Below are 15291 nucleotides of genomic sequence, written 5' to 3' on the forward strand. Positions count from 1 at the left end.
AAGAAGGCGACATATGAAAACAAACTTAAAACAAATTCATCCTTTATCTTGGACTATTATTATAGGCACGATTTTTGGCCGGATGGCAACAACCATGAGTATTCCGTTTCTCTCTATCTATTTAATCAAATCGATGGGGGCCTCTCCGTCGCAAACTGGTTTTGTTGTAGCGGTTAGTTCTCTAATCGGGGTATTTGCTAGTTTCTATGGAGGATATATTTCCGACGTCATTGGACGTAAAAAGGTCATGCTAATCTCCATTTTTGGTTGGAGTCTTGTATTTGTTGGTTTTGCTCTGGCGGACCGGATATGGATCTTTTTTTTAATGAACGCATTAAATGGATTATGTCGTTCTATGTTCGAACCAACTTCACGGGCATTGCTTGCCGACATTACACCGAAGGAGAGCAAACTTCTGGTATTTAATCTCCGATATGCAGCAATCAATCTGGGAGCTGTGGTGGGCCCTTTATTGGGACTGCAAATGGGAGTAGCAAATTCTAATGGAGTTTTCTACATTGCCGGTCTGGTCTATTTCTGTTACGGGCTAGTGTTGATCGTACAATTCCTGAATAATAAGGAAATTGGGACGGCGACTAAACATCTAGGTAACCGACTGACGTTAATGGGTGCTCTAAGAGTGACAGGTAAGGATCGGATCTTTATATCAGTCTTGCTTGGTATGATATTTTGCGTACTTGGGTATGGACATTTCGGTTCTACAGTGGGGCAATTTATGGAGATAAATCCAAGGATCCAGGACGGAGTCAAATGGTTTAGTTATATGTTGACTCTAAATGCGCTTGTTGTATTAATTGTACAATTTCCTGTTGTGAAATTCGCAAGTCGTTTTTCACCAATTATTCCGTTGATTGTGGGGAGTGCATTTGTATCATGCAGCTTGCTGATATTTGGTCTTTTTGAATCGGTGGTAGCATTCATGCTTAGCGTTATATTGTTTACGATCGGAGAGGTTCTGATGTTTACGATGACAGATGTGCTTGTCGACAAAATTGCTAAGCCTGAACTACGTGGTACATACTTCGGTATGTTTGGGTTCAACAACTTGGGTAATGTCATCGCCCCCTTGCTAGGTGGATTTCTGCTAGATGCAATAGGTGTACAATCTCCACTTCTTATCTTTTCCATCATAGCTGTAAGTTCAGCTTGTGGTATTCCTTTCTTGCTATCAGCACATCGGCACCTGTCTGCAGCAGAAGCACACAGAATCGTTTGAATTTTAGTCGTAGAGGAACTATTGACTTCTTATCACTGTGAGGGGATAATACCCTCAAAATGAAATTACTGGATTACATAAAGGAGGGATACTATGTATTGGGTTATCGATTTCGTATTGGGTTCGCTCCATGCAAAGTCTGCAAGATCAACGCGGCGATTCTTTGCATGGAGCTAAATAATAATCGCCTTCTTTCATCCTAAGGGGTGAGAAGTGGTTACGCAGGCTTTGCTACCTTAAAATGCCAAATGATTTTAAGGAGCGAAGAGCGAATGAAATATATACAAGCAAATGTAATTTTTCCGGAAAATTTATTGAAAGAAATACAGAAATATGTGCAGGGGGAAATGATTTATATTCCCAAACCTGAAGGGATTCGCAAAAGATGGGGTGAAAACTCCGGAAATCGTGAACAATTGGATCATCGTAACACTAAGATTTGTGATCAATTTCTCGAAGGGGCTACGATAGATCAACTGGTTGACACCTTCAGTCTGTCCTATGACAGCATCAAGAAAATAGTGTATAGCAAAAAATAACTGATATTCATTCAAACCCGTGGGAGAAACCAACTCTTACGGGTTTTTAATTTGTGTAAAGAACGATTAGGAATTGTTTTTGATATATTTTGGAGGAGCTCATTTCTTTATAATTTAAATATAAAGCCAAGGTAGAAATGGGATCCGAATACAATGAATACTCTTAAACTAAATCAATTGCTGGAAAAGTATCAGTGGAAAATAAAAAGGTTAGGTCCACAAAATGAGAAGGTAGTTGAGATCAGATCTATCTTACATAATACCCTTAACTCAGTTGAGAGACGCTTTGTAACTGAAGGGATGTGGGCACATCACAAGCTACGGATGACCGATATCCATATCGAATACTGCTTGTTTTGCCCTGAAATGATGTATAGCAATGAAGCAATAGAGCTTGTGGAAGCGTTTATGAACAGTACCGATGATATTTATGTAGTATCTCCAAAAACATTTCAAAGACTTAGTGATCGTGATGACCCAGATGGATTCATATCAGTCGGTATATTACCTGTCTATCACAAAGAGGACCTTGGAATACGGGATGATGCCGTAATTGTGATATTGGATGGGCTGGAAAGCCCAGGAAATATCGGGACGATCTTGCGCTCTTGTGACGGAGCTGGGGTTGATGCGGTAATCATCTGTAACCCTAAAGCGCGCGTTAACAACCCCAAACTGATCAAAGCCAGTATGGGAGCTGTATTTACAGTGCCTATTGTGTACTTTGAACATCCTTCAGAATGTATTACATGGTTGAAAAATCACCGTTTCCACATTTATTTGGCTGATTCGGAGGCTAGGTCATTCTATGGTAACCGTGTCTATGGAGGAAATACGGCCTTGGTTCTAGGAAGCGAACGATATGGGATATCGCAGGAATGGTATAACCATCCCGTACAAACTTTAACGATTCCGATGTCAGGTTCCTGTGATTCATTAAACGTAGGTGTTGCCGCTTCAATTCTTACCTATGAAATATGTTTGAGGAAAAAGGCACTGGGAGGTGATGAATATGAAAACAAACTTTAGGCCCTATATGACGAATGATTTTTTGAAAGTGCGTGATTTTTTAATTCAAACATATTCCAAATTAGGGCGACCAAATAGTTGGGGAATAGACCGCTGGGAGTTTCTTGAATTTTTCCAGGAAGCAAGAAACAGTCATCTCAAACGGCGCTGGCAGGACCGCATTGGCTTATGGGAATACAGTAACGGTGATTTGGCAGCAGTAGCATGTGATGATGGAGATGTTTACTTTTTACTAGATACATTTGAACCGAGTGATGAATTGATAGATGAATTGTTTCAGTATGCAGAGGAGTATCTGTTGACCTATGAAAATGGAGTAAGTACCAATCATCTTGCAATTACTGAGGGCATGGCAGGGATGGAAAGAGTGGCAAAGAACAGAGGATACATTAGCATGGAATGGGACGATATCATGATATCTATTTACCTTGAGAGGGATTTTAAAATGGGAATTCCTGAGGGATTCAAGCTTAAGGCTGGATCGGAAGTAGGTGATCTAAGTAAGGCACAGGGACATATTATGGCTTTTGATTATGAAGGATCACCTCATGCTGAGCTAACTAGGAAGTACTACGGTAATATTAAGAACGCTCCCGACTACAGGCCAGAGCTTGATTTATTCATATTGAATAAGGCTGATGAAGTAGTTTCATTTTGCGGAATCTGGCTGGATGAAGTCAACAAAGTTGCAATTCTGGAACCTGTGGGAACACACAAAGATTACAGGCGAAGAGGGTTAGGAAAGGCTGTAATTTATGAGGGCTTCAATCGTCTTAAAGGGATGGGAGTTGGTAAGGTGTACGTGGGTGCAGATCAACCATTTTATCGTAGCATCGGTTTTGAACCTGATTTCAAAATACATCCATGGAAAAAGGTTAAGAACACATAGTACGACACATTATTCCTTTACTGCCCACACCTCATTAGAACGTGTCGCGTATATTGTGGCATGATTATCAGGAGGTGGACCTTTTGGCAACTATTTCACGGTTTAAGCAGGCAAAAAGCTATTTGAACAAACCAGTTAAAATCAGAACGAAAACAGGTGCAGTTCTATACGGAACCATCGTCAAAGTCAGCGGTAAAAAACTGTATCTTAAAGTATCTGCTGCCCACAGCAAAGGTAGCGGAGCTCATGCCACATTTGTACCGTTTATTATACCGCTTGTTCTGTTTGATTTGCTCGCGATTATATTGCTGCAAAGAAGACGGAGAATAATACGTAGAAGAGTTTTTTAAGATCAGTTTATTCAAAGATCCACTTACAAAGGCTGCTGGCATTTGTCCATCGGCCTTTGTACTAGTCAATAGTATGGACAAGCAACGAAAGGATGTTATGACAATGAATCTTACTCTAAAAATAGAAGAAGCAATGAATCAACACAACCAAGATCTACCTTTTTCAGGTGCAGTATTTGTAGAAGGGGAAGAGAAAATATTTGAACGTGGATATGGGTACGCAAATCGAAGCGAAAAAATAGCTAATACTATTAGCACTAGGTTTGCTATCGCATCAGGAAGTAAAATTTTAACGGCGGTAGCCATTTGCCAACTGGTACAAGAAGGCGTAGTTACATTTGATACGTATCTAAAAGATTGCTTGAATTTTCCTTTTCCACATTTTAATCCAGATATCACAATACATCATTTATTAACTCATAGTTCAGGTGTTCCGGATTACTTTGATGAAGAATTCATGAGCGATTTCGCAGACTTGTGGAAGGATCTACCCGTCTATAACATGAATGCTCCACAAGATTTTTTGCCGTTATTTCAGAATGGGGAGATGAAGTTTGCTCCAGGAGATAGATTCTCTTACAACAATGCTGGATACATACTTTTAGGTCTTATTGTTGAACAATTGTCGGGTTTGAGTTTTCCGGCGTATATTGAGAAGAACATATTTCAACCTTGTGGGATGATGGACTCAAGTTATTTTCGAATGGATCAATTATCGGAGAGAACTGCTGTTGGTTACATAGATCATAAATTAGGTTGGAAAACCAATATATACTCAGTTCCTATTGTAGGTGGTCCTGATGGAGGTTCCTATACAACCGTTCACGATTTAGTGAAGTTTTGGAATGCATTATTTGACAATAGATTATTGTCTAAAGAGTATACTGATATTTTGCTGACCCCGCACGCAAGTGAGAATGAAGAATTACATTATGGGTATGGCGTCTGGATATTGATGAAAGAGAACGAGATTTTCAAGTATTTTGTAATGGGCAGTGATCCTGGAGTAATCATGCAATCATCGGTATATGCGAAAGACAATACACATGCTCATATTCTAGGAAATATTAATAAAGGTGCTGGTATGATTGCGCTCAAAATTGATGAGATAATCCACAATGAGTTTCGCGGATAATTCGAAATTATCAGTAATGTAAAGCCTCCTCTAGAAGATCTGTAAAGATCAAAGAGGAGACTTTTTTTTGCCGAAACCCACTCCTGACGCGGCATTTCACCATTAATAATCCACCCTATAGTATCCAAGCCCCCCAGCTTGTCAAACCAGTCCGCATAAATGGCCAAGTTCCCTCATAGATATGTATCAGTTTAGGAAATCAAACTGCAGAGGGGATGATCTCATGCGTCGACGGATCACATGGGTGCTAACCATCGTGATAGTGTTAAGCGTCATGTTGGCTGGTTGCGGGAAGAAGGACGCCGCCGGTGTTGTCAAAGATTTGGATAAAGTCGTTACAAAGTTGGAGAGTTATCAAGGTTCTGGAACGATGACGTTGTATACGGGTGACAATCCACAGGAATACAAAGTGGAAGTATGGTACCAAAATCCGTCATATTACCGGATTGCGCTTACAAATGCGCAGAAGAACATTACTCAGATCGTACTTCGTAATGATCAAGGGGTATATGTTCTCACACCAAGCTTAAACAAGAGTTTCCGGTTCCAAAGTGATTGGCCAGAGAATCAAGGTCAGGTGTATTTGTATCAAACTCTGGTAAGAAGTATTGTAAGTGATAACTCACGGCAGTTCGTAAGCGATAAGGATAGTTATGTATTCGAAGTAGCTGCGAACTATAACACCCATTCGCTAGTACGGCAGAAGATTTGGCTCAATAAGGGTGACTATGCACCGAAACAGGTGCAGGTATCGGATGCAGAGGCAAAGGTTGTTGTAGAGGTGAAGTTTGATAAATTCGCCTTCGGAACGAAGTTTGATAAAAATTCTTTTGATATGCAACACAATCTGGATGCTGCTGCTCCAGGTGCACAAGGAACGTTGCTCGAAGTTGATGAGTCTGGTGTACTCGTTGAAAAGCCAGATCCATCTGATGTGGCCGTAGATGGTACCGATATTTCTGGGGCAGAGATATCCACTCCAGCATTGTCAGAACCATTTGGAGTAATCATCCCAACGTATCTACCTAGTGGGGTAGAATATAGTGATGATAAGATTGTGGAGGATAGTGAGCGAAGCACAGTGCTTCTACGATATGACGGTACATATCAGTTCACGTTGACAGAGTCCCGTTCGCCAGATCGAACTGCCTCACTTGTATCAGGTGAAGTGATCGATTTAGGTTTTACAGCGGGTCTGCTTACAGGAGATTCTCTTCAAACGTTAACATGGACGATAGACGGTCTTGAATTCCGAATTACTAGCGGTGATTTACCCGTAAATGAAATGGTAAAAATCGCCGGTTCTATGCAGGACCAAACGGGTAAATAATACAAGAGGGGCGGATTGCGACTGTTATGATTGGATACAATATCCAATCATAGCACTCCGTCCGCCTCTTCTTGTATAAATCCTTTATCTTGCTGAATTGACAGTGGCCTTCAGGAATATTACCATTAGTGTATCGTAGAAGGATATACTCACAATCAGTGGAGAAGGTGACCTACAAGTGCAAGTGAAGTATCGACCTACTCAAGCGGAAATCGATATCGATGCGCTACATTCCAATTATTTAGCGTTTCGAACAAGACTACCGAAAGATATGAAGCTACTCGCATGCGTAAAGGCTAATGCATATGGACATGGTGCTGTACCTGTAGCAAGAGAGTTGGAGCAGTTTGGAGCGGATTATCTCAGTGTAGCTTTTTTGGAAGAAGCCTTGGAACTGCGCCAATCTGGCATTACAATGCCGATACTTGTACTGGGATATACACCGGAACATGGCATACGCACTGCATGGGAACACAACATTACCTTGACTGTGTTCAGCGGGGAAACTTTGGGGGCGATTGAATCCCTCGATCCTTTGGAATTTCCGCATAAGTTAAAGGTCCACATCAAGATCGACTCCGGTATGGGACGTATTGGCCTATTACCAGGAGAAGAGGTAGTTGATTTTGTTCAAAGAGCATTGCAAATTCCGCAGGTGGAAGTGGAAGGGTTATTTACCCACTACGCCACAGCGGATGAAGAAAACAAGAGCTATACATTGGAGCAGTACCGACGGTTTCAGGGTGTGGTGGACGCGCTACGGGAGAATGGAATAAATATCCCGATTATACATACTGGTAACAGCGCTATCGCCATTGATATACCGGAAATTTCCTGCCATATGGTGCGGATCGGCATTTCGTTATACGGTCTGTATCCCTCTGATGAGGTTTCATTTGAACAGGTTAAATTAACTCCGGTTCTGTCACTTAAGACGGAAGTGGTATTTGTAAAGTCACTGCCACCTCATTCCTCAATTAGTTATGGGGCGAGATATGTGACGGACCAAGAGGAAATAATCGCCACATTACCAATCGGTTATGCGGACGGATACTCCAGATTACTTGGTGGTAAGGCGCAAGTACTAATACGCGGTCGCCGCGTTCCTGTCGTCGGAACAATCTGTATGGACCAATGTATGGTTTCGCTACAAGCTTTAGCTGAAGAGGCTGAAGAAATTAAAGTCGGCGAGGAAGTTGTGCTCATCGGCCAGCAGTCAGGCGGGGTTATCTCTGCAGGCGAACTGGCATCCGAAATGGGAACCATCCACTATGAATTGATATGTATGTTGGCTCATCGTGTGTCCCGGGTATATAAACGTACCGGTGCGCCTGATATCCTGATAAGCCCACTGTTGTCTTAATTACAACAATTGACAAAAAACTACAAAACTTTTTCCCCTGTATGAAGGAATTCCTGTCTGGTTATCGAATGGTAATAGACATGGAAATGATCAGGTATGTACGGCAATGTCATTTTTGTTTATAATGATATGCAGCATACTTGATATACTGGCAGCATATATTTCCTTTGTATATATTTCCTTGAATAATGATATACTGATTCAAAGGGACAGGGTTCGACAAGGTTTTGGGGGTGGATGTAAGGATGGCCAATATGCATAGCACCAAAAGGATTATGATCAGTTTGCCGGATCATCTTTTGCAAGAAGTGGATGGAATTGTTGCGATGGAGAACTCCAACCGTAGCGAGTTGATTAGACAGGCTATGAAGTTGTATTTGAATGAACGGAAGAAACGCTTTATCCGTGATTCGATGCAACGTGGTTATATGGAGATGGCAAAGATCAACTTAACCATGGCCTCAGAAGCATTCCATGCGGAGGAAGATGCAGACATCACTCTGGACCGCCTAGTGAGCGGGGTGTAAACATTGATTGTCAAGCGCGGAGACGTATTTTTTGCAGACCTTTCTCCTGTAGTAGGTTCTGAACAGGGAGGGGTAAGACCTGTACTTATCATCCAGAACGATATTGGTAACCGATTTAGCCCTACCGCTATAGTTGCTGCTATAACGGCTCAAATTCAAAAAGCCAAACTTCCAACTCACGTAGAGATTGAAGCGGCTACACATGGCTTTGATCGTGACTCTGTTATTTTACTTGAACAGATTCGTACGATTGATAAGCAAAGGCTAACTGATAAAATAACGCATTTGGATGATGAGACGATGAAGAAGGTAAACGACTCGCTGCTTATCAGTCTTGGTTTGATAGACTTTTAGAATAACCTAACCGGACTCGAAGGTCCGTTTTATTGACGCTCCAAGTATTTTGGGGTGTCTTTCTTTTTTTGAGTGATACGGATATAGTAAGGAGGCCACCCTCGTAAAGCCAACTATAATTGATTTACACACTTCCATAAATCGGAATTAATTTAATAAATATAATTAGATTTAGGCCTGTTATCTGCTATAATTGAATTAATACATACCTTAGGAGGACCTTTTTTAATGAATCAGAATTCAACTGAACAATCTTATCAATATAGTACGCTTAATGATTATCCGCCGAATTACCCACCTGCTCCAGCGAAGACAAATGGCAAATCCATTGCTGCGCTTGTATTGGGCATCCTTTCAGTTATGATTCCTTACGTTGGTTTTCTTATGGGAATTATAGCGATTGTATTCTCTAGCCTGTCTTTTAAGGAAATCAAGAGAACAAATGAACAAGGTAAAGGATTGTCTATCGCAGGGCTCGTATGTGGAATCGTTGGTACTGTGCTATGGGGAATCATTATTTTAATTGTTGTTTTGGCCGTTCTCGCTTTTTCATCCGTGGATAGTTATAATTATTCTAATTTTTAAATTAAGCTTCACAGAACACCGTTGCCTTTCCGGCGCGGTGTTTTGTCATTTCAATAGAACGTATCACATTTCACCTGCTGGAAAAGATGATCAAAGTTTGTGATAATAGGGATAGCGAATTTATCGAATGAAAGAGGGATATCATTGTCACAATTGGATGAGAACGTAGAGACAACAGGCCAGGGGAAACTCACGGCAGAAGTGCTTGAACGGATTACTGTACAAATTTCCAAGGAGCTTGGACTGTCTTTGAAGCAAGTAAGAACGACTGTTGGATTGCTGAATGAAGGGAACACCATTCCGTTTATCGCTCGTTATCGTAAGGAAATGACTGGGGAGTTGGATGAGAATCAACTTCGTGATATCGAGGAACGGGTGCATTATCTTCGTAATTTGGAAGAGCGTAAACGGGAAGTTATTCGTATTATTGCGGAACAAGACAAGTTGACCGTAGAATTAGAGACTGCTATTACTAAAGCGGTGAAGCTTCAAGAGGTCGAAGATTTATACCGGCCTTATCGTCAGAAACGTAAGACACGGGCAAGTGTGGCGAAGGAAAAAGGTTTAGAGCCATTAGCTGAATGGGTGTTGTCACAGCCGAAGCAAGGAGATCCGCTGACCGAAGCCGCTAAGTATGTAAATGCGGAGAAAGCTGTGGAGACGGCAGAGGAAGCTCTGCAGGGGGCAATGGACATTATAGCTGAGCAGGTAGCAGATGAAGCTCCTACCCGGGCATGGGTACGACGGTATACGATGGACCAAGGGATACTAGTCTCTGAGGCGAAATCGCCGGAGGAAGAATCTGTGTATGAAATGTATTACAATTACCGTGAACCTACTAAGAAAATTCCTCCTCACCGTATTCTCGCAATGAACCGGGGGGAACGAGAGAATATTCTCAAGGTAACGTTAGAGGTAGAAGTCGATCCCATACATCGATATATTGCGGGTAGGTTGATCAAAGGTTCCTCTTCAGTTGAAGTTATCTTGCAAACGGTCATCGCTGATGCGTACAAAAGATTAATTGCTCCTTCAATAGAACGGGAAGTCCGGGGGGAATTGACAGAGAAGGCTGAAAATCAGGCGATTTCTATCTTTGCGGGGAATTTACGTAGTCTTTTGTTGCAACCACCTGTGAGGGGGAAAAATGTACTTGGTGTTGACCCGGCGTATCGGACAGGCTGTAAGCTTGCCGTCGTTGATGATACAGGTAAACTGCTAGAGGTAGCTGTTACTTATCCAACCCCACCTCATAATAAGAAGCAAGAAGCTGCAGCCAAGTTTCACGAACTTATTGATAAATATGCAGTAGGACTTATTGTTATCGGTAACGGAACGGCCTCCCGTGAGAGTGAGCAGTTTGTCGCTGAGATAATCGCAGAACGACAAGACAAGGATCTGGCATACCTGATCGTGAATGAAGCTGGGGCGAGTGTATATTCAGCTTCCAAACTGGCACAGGAAGAATTCCCGGATCTCGACGTTGCAGAGCGCAGTGCCGTATCCATTGCACGTAGAATACAGGATCCTTTGGCAGAACTCGTTAAAATTGAACCAAAAGCGATTGGTGTAGGACAATATCAGCATGATGTAACTCAGAAGAACTTAGATGAGAGTTTGAAAACGGTAGTAGAATCGGCTGTTAACCATGTTGGTGTTGACGTTAATACTGCATCTCCTGCACTATTGTCGTACGTATCTGGTGTGAATGCTACTACGGCTAAGAACATTGTGAAATTCCGGGAGGAGAACGGTAAATTTAAGAGCCGGAAGCAATTACAGAAGGTCCCGCGTTTAGGGGCTAAGACATTTGAACAATGTATTGGATTCCTGCGTATTAGTGAGGGGGATTTCCCGCTGGATCGCACGCCAATTCACCCGGAATCATATGACGTGGTAAATCGTCTATTTAAGGAACTGCGAGTGGAGCTGACCCAGCTTGGTACCAAGGAGCTTGCCGCGCAGTTGGCGGCGTTAGAGCCAGAGGAGCTAGCTGTGGAACTCGGGGTCGGCGTACCGACGTTACGTGACATTCTGGACAGCTTACAGCGTCCAGGCCGTGATCCGCGCGAGGAGTTACCACTGCCGATTTTCCGTACGGATGTACTGAAGTTAGAGGATTTGACACCGGGTATGGAGTTACAAGGCACCGTGCGCAATGTAATCGACTTCGGAGCATTTGTTGATATTGGGATTAAGAATGATGGTCTAGTGCATATTTCCCAGCTCAGTAATGGTTTTGTAAAGCATCCGATGGATGTTGTATCGGTTGGAGACAATGTTACTGTGTGGGTGCTGAATGTGGACACAAATAAAGGACGAGTAGGACTGACCATGCGTCAGCCGAAATAGAATCAGTAAAGAAGCCGAACAGCGATTTGAAGTGCACCCCTTAGAATAGACATTGGAAAAACCCCCGGGTTTAGCCGATGAAATTCTAGGGGGTGCATTTTTTATGCCAGCAAAGAAGGGTCAGAAGTTTAAGCATTATCCTGAGTCTCTTAAAGTAGAAGCGGTAGGACTGTTTATTGAGGATGGATGGTGCTACAGAAAGATTGCAGAACACTTAGAAATAAACGATAAAAACCGTGTTAAGGTTTGGGTGAGGAAGTATCGGACAGAAGGACAAGCTGCATTTGAAGATAGACGTGGAGATCCACACAAGGCTGAAACAGAGCAAGAGCGTGAGTTGCGTCGTTTGCAGTTGGAGGTAGATGTCCTAAAAAAGTGGTTACAAATCTTGAATCGGGAGGGTTGCAGGATAGATATGTCGTCATCGACGAACTTAAGCATAAACAAACCGTAAAGGAGCTCTGTGTATATTTGGGGATTAGCAGAAGCGGTTACTATGCTTATTTAAAGCGCAAGAATAAGCATATTGACGAGGATTTGAAGCTTAAGATCCGTATCATTTATGAGCAACGTAACAAGACTGTAGGATACCGTCGTATACAGGATGAATTGTATCGCCAATATCGTCTTGTAGTGAATCATAAGAAGGTTCTACGACTCATGCAGGAACTAGGTATTCAAGCGATTATACGCCGTAAGTACGTCCATAGAACAAGTCATGAGGCGGCTGTTTCGGATGGAAGGATCGCAGAGAACTTGTTGAACCGAGACTTTAAAGCCGATAAACCTAATCTGAAATGGGCAACAGACGTTACGCAATATCGTGTTTTTGATGACAAGATTTACTTATCTGCCATTAAAGATCTGTGGAATAACGAAATCGTCGGATACCACATTAGTAGGAATAATGACAATCCGCTTGTCTTAGAGACGTTTCGAAAGGCGTTTGAAAAGCATAAAGACGTGACCGGGCTGATCGTTCACAGCGATCAAGGAAGCCAGTACACGTCTCATGCTTACCATGACATGCTGCCACAGGTTGGAGCCCAAATCAGCATGTCACGTCGAGGGAATTGTTATGACAACGCCTCAATCGAGAGCTTCTTCTCTCATCTTAAAGTCGAAGCACTCTACCCTTATGATATACGAAGTACCGATGAGGCACAAAGAAGAATTGAAGAATTTATTCGTTTTTATAACGAAGATAGAGCACAACGAAAATTAAACAAGCTGACTCCTGTTGAGTACAGGAACCAGCTTGTGTCCTAGGTGTTTTTACAGTGTCTACTAATTGGGGTCTTGACCAATTAGCTGCTCGGCTTCTTTGTTTGGTCCAATTACAAGCATAATAAAAACACGAACCCCACCTTAAAGTGGAGTTCGTGTTATGGATTCGGGGTTTATGTCACGGCGGCTATAATAAAAGAACCAACAATCATTAAGCAATCGAATTTGTCGAGAGTCCCGCTTATGAAAGGCGTTCATAATTTGATTGCTAAGCCATTTAGGCAAGAAAGATCTCCTCCTCTGGCATCCCATTTGTACGTTAGCATATGGGCAGAGGCCGTGAAAAGTGCAAGTCTTACACTAAAAGGTGGCTCAAAAAGTTATCTACCTGAGCACGAAGTAAATCAGATAACTCCTTCTTCCTCGTACCATTGTTCCAGCTGAGCCTGTAATGCACGAATTTCCGTTAATAATGAGACGAGTGGGTAATTCTCTTCCTGGATCGCTGAGAATGAAGCCTCAAGTTCATTGATATAATCAAGTCCTCCGGTGATCCGAAGCGTTTCCTGTAACAGGTCAAGTTTATCGCATTCGGCAATTGCGAGGGGTAACGTCGGAATTTGATCAGCCGTTAGTTTCAGAATCTCCTTATTTAGACGAAGATTTAGGGCACTTAATTGATAAGCATAGTCGCTTGGCATCTCTACAAATTGCAAATCCTGATTTTGCTGTAAAATAACATATCTCATTAAAGGCATGGGACAACAGTCTCCTTTTCTATCATTCCTACTTGACAGTGTAGCGTAATGATAAGTTAAAATTCAAGTACATGAGTGAAGGAATTTGGTATGAAAAGCCACAAAGACAACGAGAAGGAGGAATATAAATGGACAATGACGAGCTTCAGGCCTGGGTAGAAGAGATTTCGCTTACTCACTTTGGCATCCCTTTTCGCCATTGTGCCAAGTTTAACTCTCGTTTGCGAACAACAGGTGGGCGGTACTTTATGAAATCACATGATATAGACATCAATCCGCATCAGCTTACGGCCTTTGGTAAGGAGGAAGTGGAGAAGATCATCAAGCATGAACTATGCCATTATCATCTTCACTTAGCGGGGAAAGGCCATCGACATCGGGATCAAGATTTTAAGGTATTGTTAAAAAGAGTGAAGGGGAGCCGTTATTGTCAGTCTATACCGGGTAGTACGGCAAGACGTACGCTTCCTTACCGCTATAAGTTAGTCTGCACTAGTTGTGGAATGGAATATCTCCGTAAGCGCCAGATGGATCCTAAGCGTTACCGCTGTGGAAAATGTGCGGGGAGTTTGAAGCTGATCAACCTTTAGCCTATTATCTAGTTGTTATGCAGCATTAGATAAATCATCATGTTATACTGATCATGAAGAACATTAAAGGAGTGATTGAATTGGCCACAACCAAAGCTAAGAAACTGCGCCAGAAATTAGCTAGAGAAGGGAAACGAAATCCTGAGTTAAGTCGCAGCCCGTTTGCTACTACTGACATGAGAACTAGGAGAACTAAAACGAAGCTTGAGCAGCTAAGTTGCATCAAACATAGGAACCATGACTCTATTTATGGAGACGATGGTTCTTTTTTATTTTCCGGATCGGGAAGCCCTTTCATTAGTGTGCAGATTTCTTGACTTTGCTATATAAACATGATAAATTAATTTGTATTCTGGTTGTTATTTATATTCCCTGATAGCTCAGTTGGTAGAGCACTCGACTGTTAATCGAGTTGTCACAGGTTCGAGTCCTGTTCGGGGAGCCATATGTTGGAGAGATACCCAAGTGGCTATAAGGGGACCCTCTGCTAAGGGGTTAGACTGCGTAAGCGGTGCGAGGGTTCGAATCCCTCTCTCTCCGTTGAATATTGTAATGAAGCAAGTCGGGTGCAGAAATGCTCCCGACTTGTTTTATTTTTCCATAAAAAAATTAATTCGAAGGTATTGCCATGTCCAACTGTTTTTGCTATACTAATTCTTGCCGTCACAAATAAAAAGACGTCAATAAACACTAATGAGGCCCGTTGGTCAAGCGGTTAAGACACCTCCCTTTCACGGAGGTAACAGGGGTTCGATTCCCCTACGGGTCACCAATTTTATTTCCTCGTAGTTTTAATTTTATGTGCGGTCGTGGTGGAATGGCAGACACGCTACCTTGAGGGGGTAGTGGGTGTATACCCGTGGAGGTTCGAGTCCTCTCGACCGCATCACAAGTGTCAATTCTGGAGCCCTTGCTAAGCAAGGGCTCTTTTATTTTCCATTGAATGATAAAAAGGTCCTAACGTGATTATTTGAGAGAAGCTTATCAATAGTAGAGTATCTTCTGCTGCTGGCAAGCTTCTTTTTT

The 15291-nt window shown here is 42.3% G+C and carries 18 protein-coding genes and 4 tRNA genes; 20 read left to right on the forward strand and 2 right to left on the reverse strand.

What is annotated here, in order from left to right:
- The first annotated feature begins 13 nt into the window (after nt 1-13).
- From NST85_RS07365 to NST85_RS07430, 14 genes are all read left to right on the forward strand, one after another.
- Nucleotides 14-1237, forward strand: a complete 1224-nt coding sequence (locus tag NST85_RS07365; protein ID WP_127191987.1) for an MDR family MFS transporter — start codon at nt 14-16, stop codon at nt 1235-1237.
- A gap of 272 nt (nt 1238-1509) precedes the next feature.
- A complete protein-coding gene (locus NST85_RS07370) occupies nt 1510-1776 on the forward strand; it encodes a CD3324 family protein (protein ID WP_127191986.1) in 267 nt (88 codons plus the stop codon).
- A 153-nt stretch (nt 1777-1929) separates the two neighbouring features.
- Complete coding sequence (locus tag NST85_RS07375; RefSeq protein ID WP_127191985.1) at nt 1930-2805, forward strand: TrmH family RNA methyltransferase; 876 nt, start codon at nt 1930-1932, stop codon at nt 2803-2805.
- The gene (locus tag NST85_RS07380; RefSeq protein ID WP_246054038.1) at nt 2789-3694 is read left to right on the forward strand and encodes a GNAT family N-acetyltransferase; all 906 of its coding nucleotides are present in this window, start codon (nt 2789-2791) and stop codon (nt 3692-3694) included. The genes NST85_RS07375 and NST85_RS07380 overlap by 17 nt, the downstream gene beginning before the upstream one ends.
- Before the next feature lie 74 nt (nt 3695-3768).
- Complete coding sequence (locus tag NST85_RS07385) at nt 3769-4044, forward strand: hypothetical protein (RefSeq protein WP_341191089.1); 276 nt, start codon at nt 3769-3771, stop codon at nt 4042-4044.
- Nucleotides 4045-4147: 103 nt separating this feature from the next.
- The gene (locus NST85_RS07390) at nt 4148-5179 is read left to right on the forward strand and encodes a serine hydrolase domain-containing protein (protein ID WP_127191982.1); all 1032 of its coding nucleotides are present in this window, start codon (nt 4148-4150) and stop codon (nt 5177-5179) included.
- Between the two features lie 223 nt (nt 5180-5402).
- The gene (locus NST85_RS07395) at nt 5403-6509 is read left to right on the forward strand and encodes a DUF4367 domain-containing protein (protein ID WP_246054037.1); all 1107 of its coding nucleotides are present in this window, start codon (nt 5403-5405) and stop codon (nt 6507-6509) included.
- Nucleotides 6510-6687: 178 nt separating this feature from the next.
- Entirely contained in the window at nt 6688-7872 is a 1185-nt protein-coding gene (alr, locus tag NST85_RS07400) for an alanine racemase (protein WP_341188969.1), read from the forward strand.
- A gap of 245 nt (nt 7873-8117) precedes the next feature.
- The gene (locus NST85_RS07405) at nt 8118-8399 is read left to right on the forward strand and encodes a CopG family ribbon-helix-helix protein (RefSeq protein ID WP_127191979.1); all 282 of its coding nucleotides are present in this window, start codon (nt 8118-8120) and stop codon (nt 8397-8399) included.
- 3 nt (nt 8400-8402) lie between these two features.
- Nucleotides 8403-8753, forward strand: a complete 351-nt coding sequence (locus NST85_RS07410) for a type II toxin-antitoxin system PemK/MazF family toxin (RefSeq protein ID WP_127191978.1) — start codon at nt 8403-8405, stop codon at nt 8751-8753.
- A gap of 228 nt (nt 8754-8981) precedes the next feature.
- Nucleotides 8982-9338, forward strand: coding sequence for a DUF4190 domain-containing protein (locus NST85_RS07415; RefSeq protein WP_127191977.1), 357 nt, complete (start codon nt 8982-8984; stop codon nt 9336-9338).
- Nucleotides 9339-9491: 153 nt separating this feature from the next.
- The gene (locus tag NST85_RS07420) at nt 9492-11690 is read left to right on the forward strand and encodes a Tex family protein (RefSeq protein ID WP_445671173.1); all 2199 of its coding nucleotides are present in this window, start codon (nt 9492-9494) and stop codon (nt 11688-11690) included.
- 103 nt (nt 11691-11793) lie between these two features.
- Nucleotides 11794-12144, forward strand: a complete 351-nt coding sequence (locus NST85_RS07425) for a helix-turn-helix domain-containing protein (protein WP_127193234.1) — start codon at nt 11794-11796, stop codon at nt 12142-12144.
- On the forward strand, nt 12093-12959 hold the full coding sequence (locus NST85_RS07430; protein WP_170220213.1) for an IS3 family transposase: 867 nt from the start codon (nt 12093-12095) through the stop codon (nt 12957-12959). Before NST85_RS07425 ends, NST85_RS07430 begins: the two co-directional genes overlap by 52 nt.
- Before the next feature lie 99 nt (nt 12960-13058).
- On the opposite strand, the gene cmpA is transcribed toward NST85_RS07430, so the two are convergent.
- A complete protein-coding gene (gene cmpA, locus NST85_RS07435; protein ID WP_127191975.1) occupies nt 13059-13202 on the reverse strand; it encodes a cortex morphogenetic protein CmpA in 144 nt (47 codons plus the stop codon).
- A 119-nt stretch (nt 13203-13321) separates the two neighbouring features.
- Nucleotides 13322-13675 carry a hydrolase/acyltransferase gene (locus tag NST85_RS07440; RefSeq protein WP_127191974.1) on the reverse strand — a complete coding sequence of 118 codons (354 nt, stop codon included), beginning with the start codon at nt 13673-13675 and terminating at the stop codon, nt 13322-13324.
- A gap of 128 nt (nt 13676-13803) precedes the next feature.
- Here NST85_RS07440 and NST85_RS07445 point away from each other — a divergent pair, with 128 nt between their 5' ends.
- The 6 genes from NST85_RS07445 to NST85_RS07470 all read left to right on the forward strand — a co-directional run bounded on the left by NST85_RS07445 (nt 13804) and on the right by NST85_RS07470 (nt 15151).
- Nucleotides 13804-14265: a SprT family protein gene (locus NST85_RS07445; RefSeq protein WP_307394379.1), complete on the forward strand. Its 462-nt coding sequence runs from the start codon at nt 13804-13806 to the stop codon at nt 14263-14265.
- A gap of 80 nt (nt 14266-14345) precedes the next feature.
- The gene (locus NST85_RS07450) at nt 14346-14582 is read left to right on the forward strand and encodes a hypothetical protein (RefSeq protein WP_127191972.1); all 237 of its coding nucleotides are present in this window, start codon (nt 14346-14348) and stop codon (nt 14580-14582) included.
- Between the two features lie 52 nt (nt 14583-14634).
- A tRNA-Asn gene (locus tag NST85_RS07455) sits at nt 14635-14710 on the forward strand.
- Nucleotides 14711-14716: 6 nt separating this feature from the next.
- Nucleotides 14717-14805: transfer RNA gene (locus tag NST85_RS07460), tRNA-Ser, on the forward strand.
- A 157-nt stretch (nt 14806-14962) separates the two neighbouring features.
- A tRNA-Glu gene (locus NST85_RS07465) sits at nt 14963-15037 on the forward strand.
- Between the two features lie 31 nt (nt 15038-15068).
- A tRNA-Leu gene (locus tag NST85_RS07470) sits at nt 15069-15151 on the forward strand.
- The last annotated feature ends 140 nt before the right edge of the window (nt 15152-15291 follow it).

Source organism: Paenibacillus sp. FSL K6-2524 (assembly GCF_038005525.1).
Taxonomy (GTDB): domain Bacteria; phylum Bacillota; class Bacilli; order Paenibacillales; family Paenibacillaceae; genus Fontibacillus; species Fontibacillus anaericanus.

Excerpts from the sequence above, each read along its gene's own strand:
- NST85_RS07365 (WP_127191987.1), top strand. The coding sequence starts at position 14 with ATGAAAACAAACTTAAAACAAATTCATCCTTTATCTTGGACTATTATT.
- NST85_RS07370 (WP_127191986.1), top strand. The coding sequence starts at position 1,510 with ATGAAATATATACAAGCAAATGTAATTTTTCCGGAAAATTTATTGAAA.
- NST85_RS07375 (WP_127191985.1), top strand. The coding sequence starts at position 1,930 with ATGAATACTCTTAAACTAAATCAATTGCTGGAAAAGTATCAGTGGAAA.
- NST85_RS07380 (WP_246054038.1), top strand. The coding sequence starts at position 2,789 with ATGAAAACAAACTTTAGGCCCTATATGACGAATGATTTTTTGAAAGTG.
- NST85_RS07390 (WP_127191982.1), top strand. The coding sequence starts at position 4,148 with ATGAATCTTACTCTAAAAATAGAAGAAGCAATGAATCAACACAACCAA.
- NST85_RS07395 (WP_246054037.1), top strand. The coding sequence starts at position 5,403 with ATGCGTCGACGGATCACATGGGTGCTAACCATCGTGATAGTGTTAAGC.
- NST85_RS07405 (WP_127191979.1), top strand. The coding sequence starts at position 8,118 with ATGGCCAATATGCATAGCACCAAAAGGATTATGATCAGTTTGCCGGAT.
- NST85_RS07415 (WP_127191977.1), top strand. The coding sequence starts at position 8,982 with ATGAATCAGAATTCAACTGAACAATCTTATCAATATAGTACGCTTAAT.
- NST85_RS07425 (WP_127193234.1), top strand. The coding sequence starts at position 11,794 with ATGCCAGCAAAGAAGGGTCAGAAGTTTAAGCATTATCCTGAGTCTCTT.
- NST85_RS07440 (WP_127191974.1), bottom strand. The coding sequence starts at position 13,675 with ATGCCTTTAATGAGATATGTTATTTTACAGCAAAATCAGGATTTGCAA.
- NST85_RS07445 (WP_307394379.1), top strand. The coding sequence starts at position 13,804 with ATGGACAATGACGAGCTTCAGGCCTGGGTAGAAGAGATTTCGCTTACT.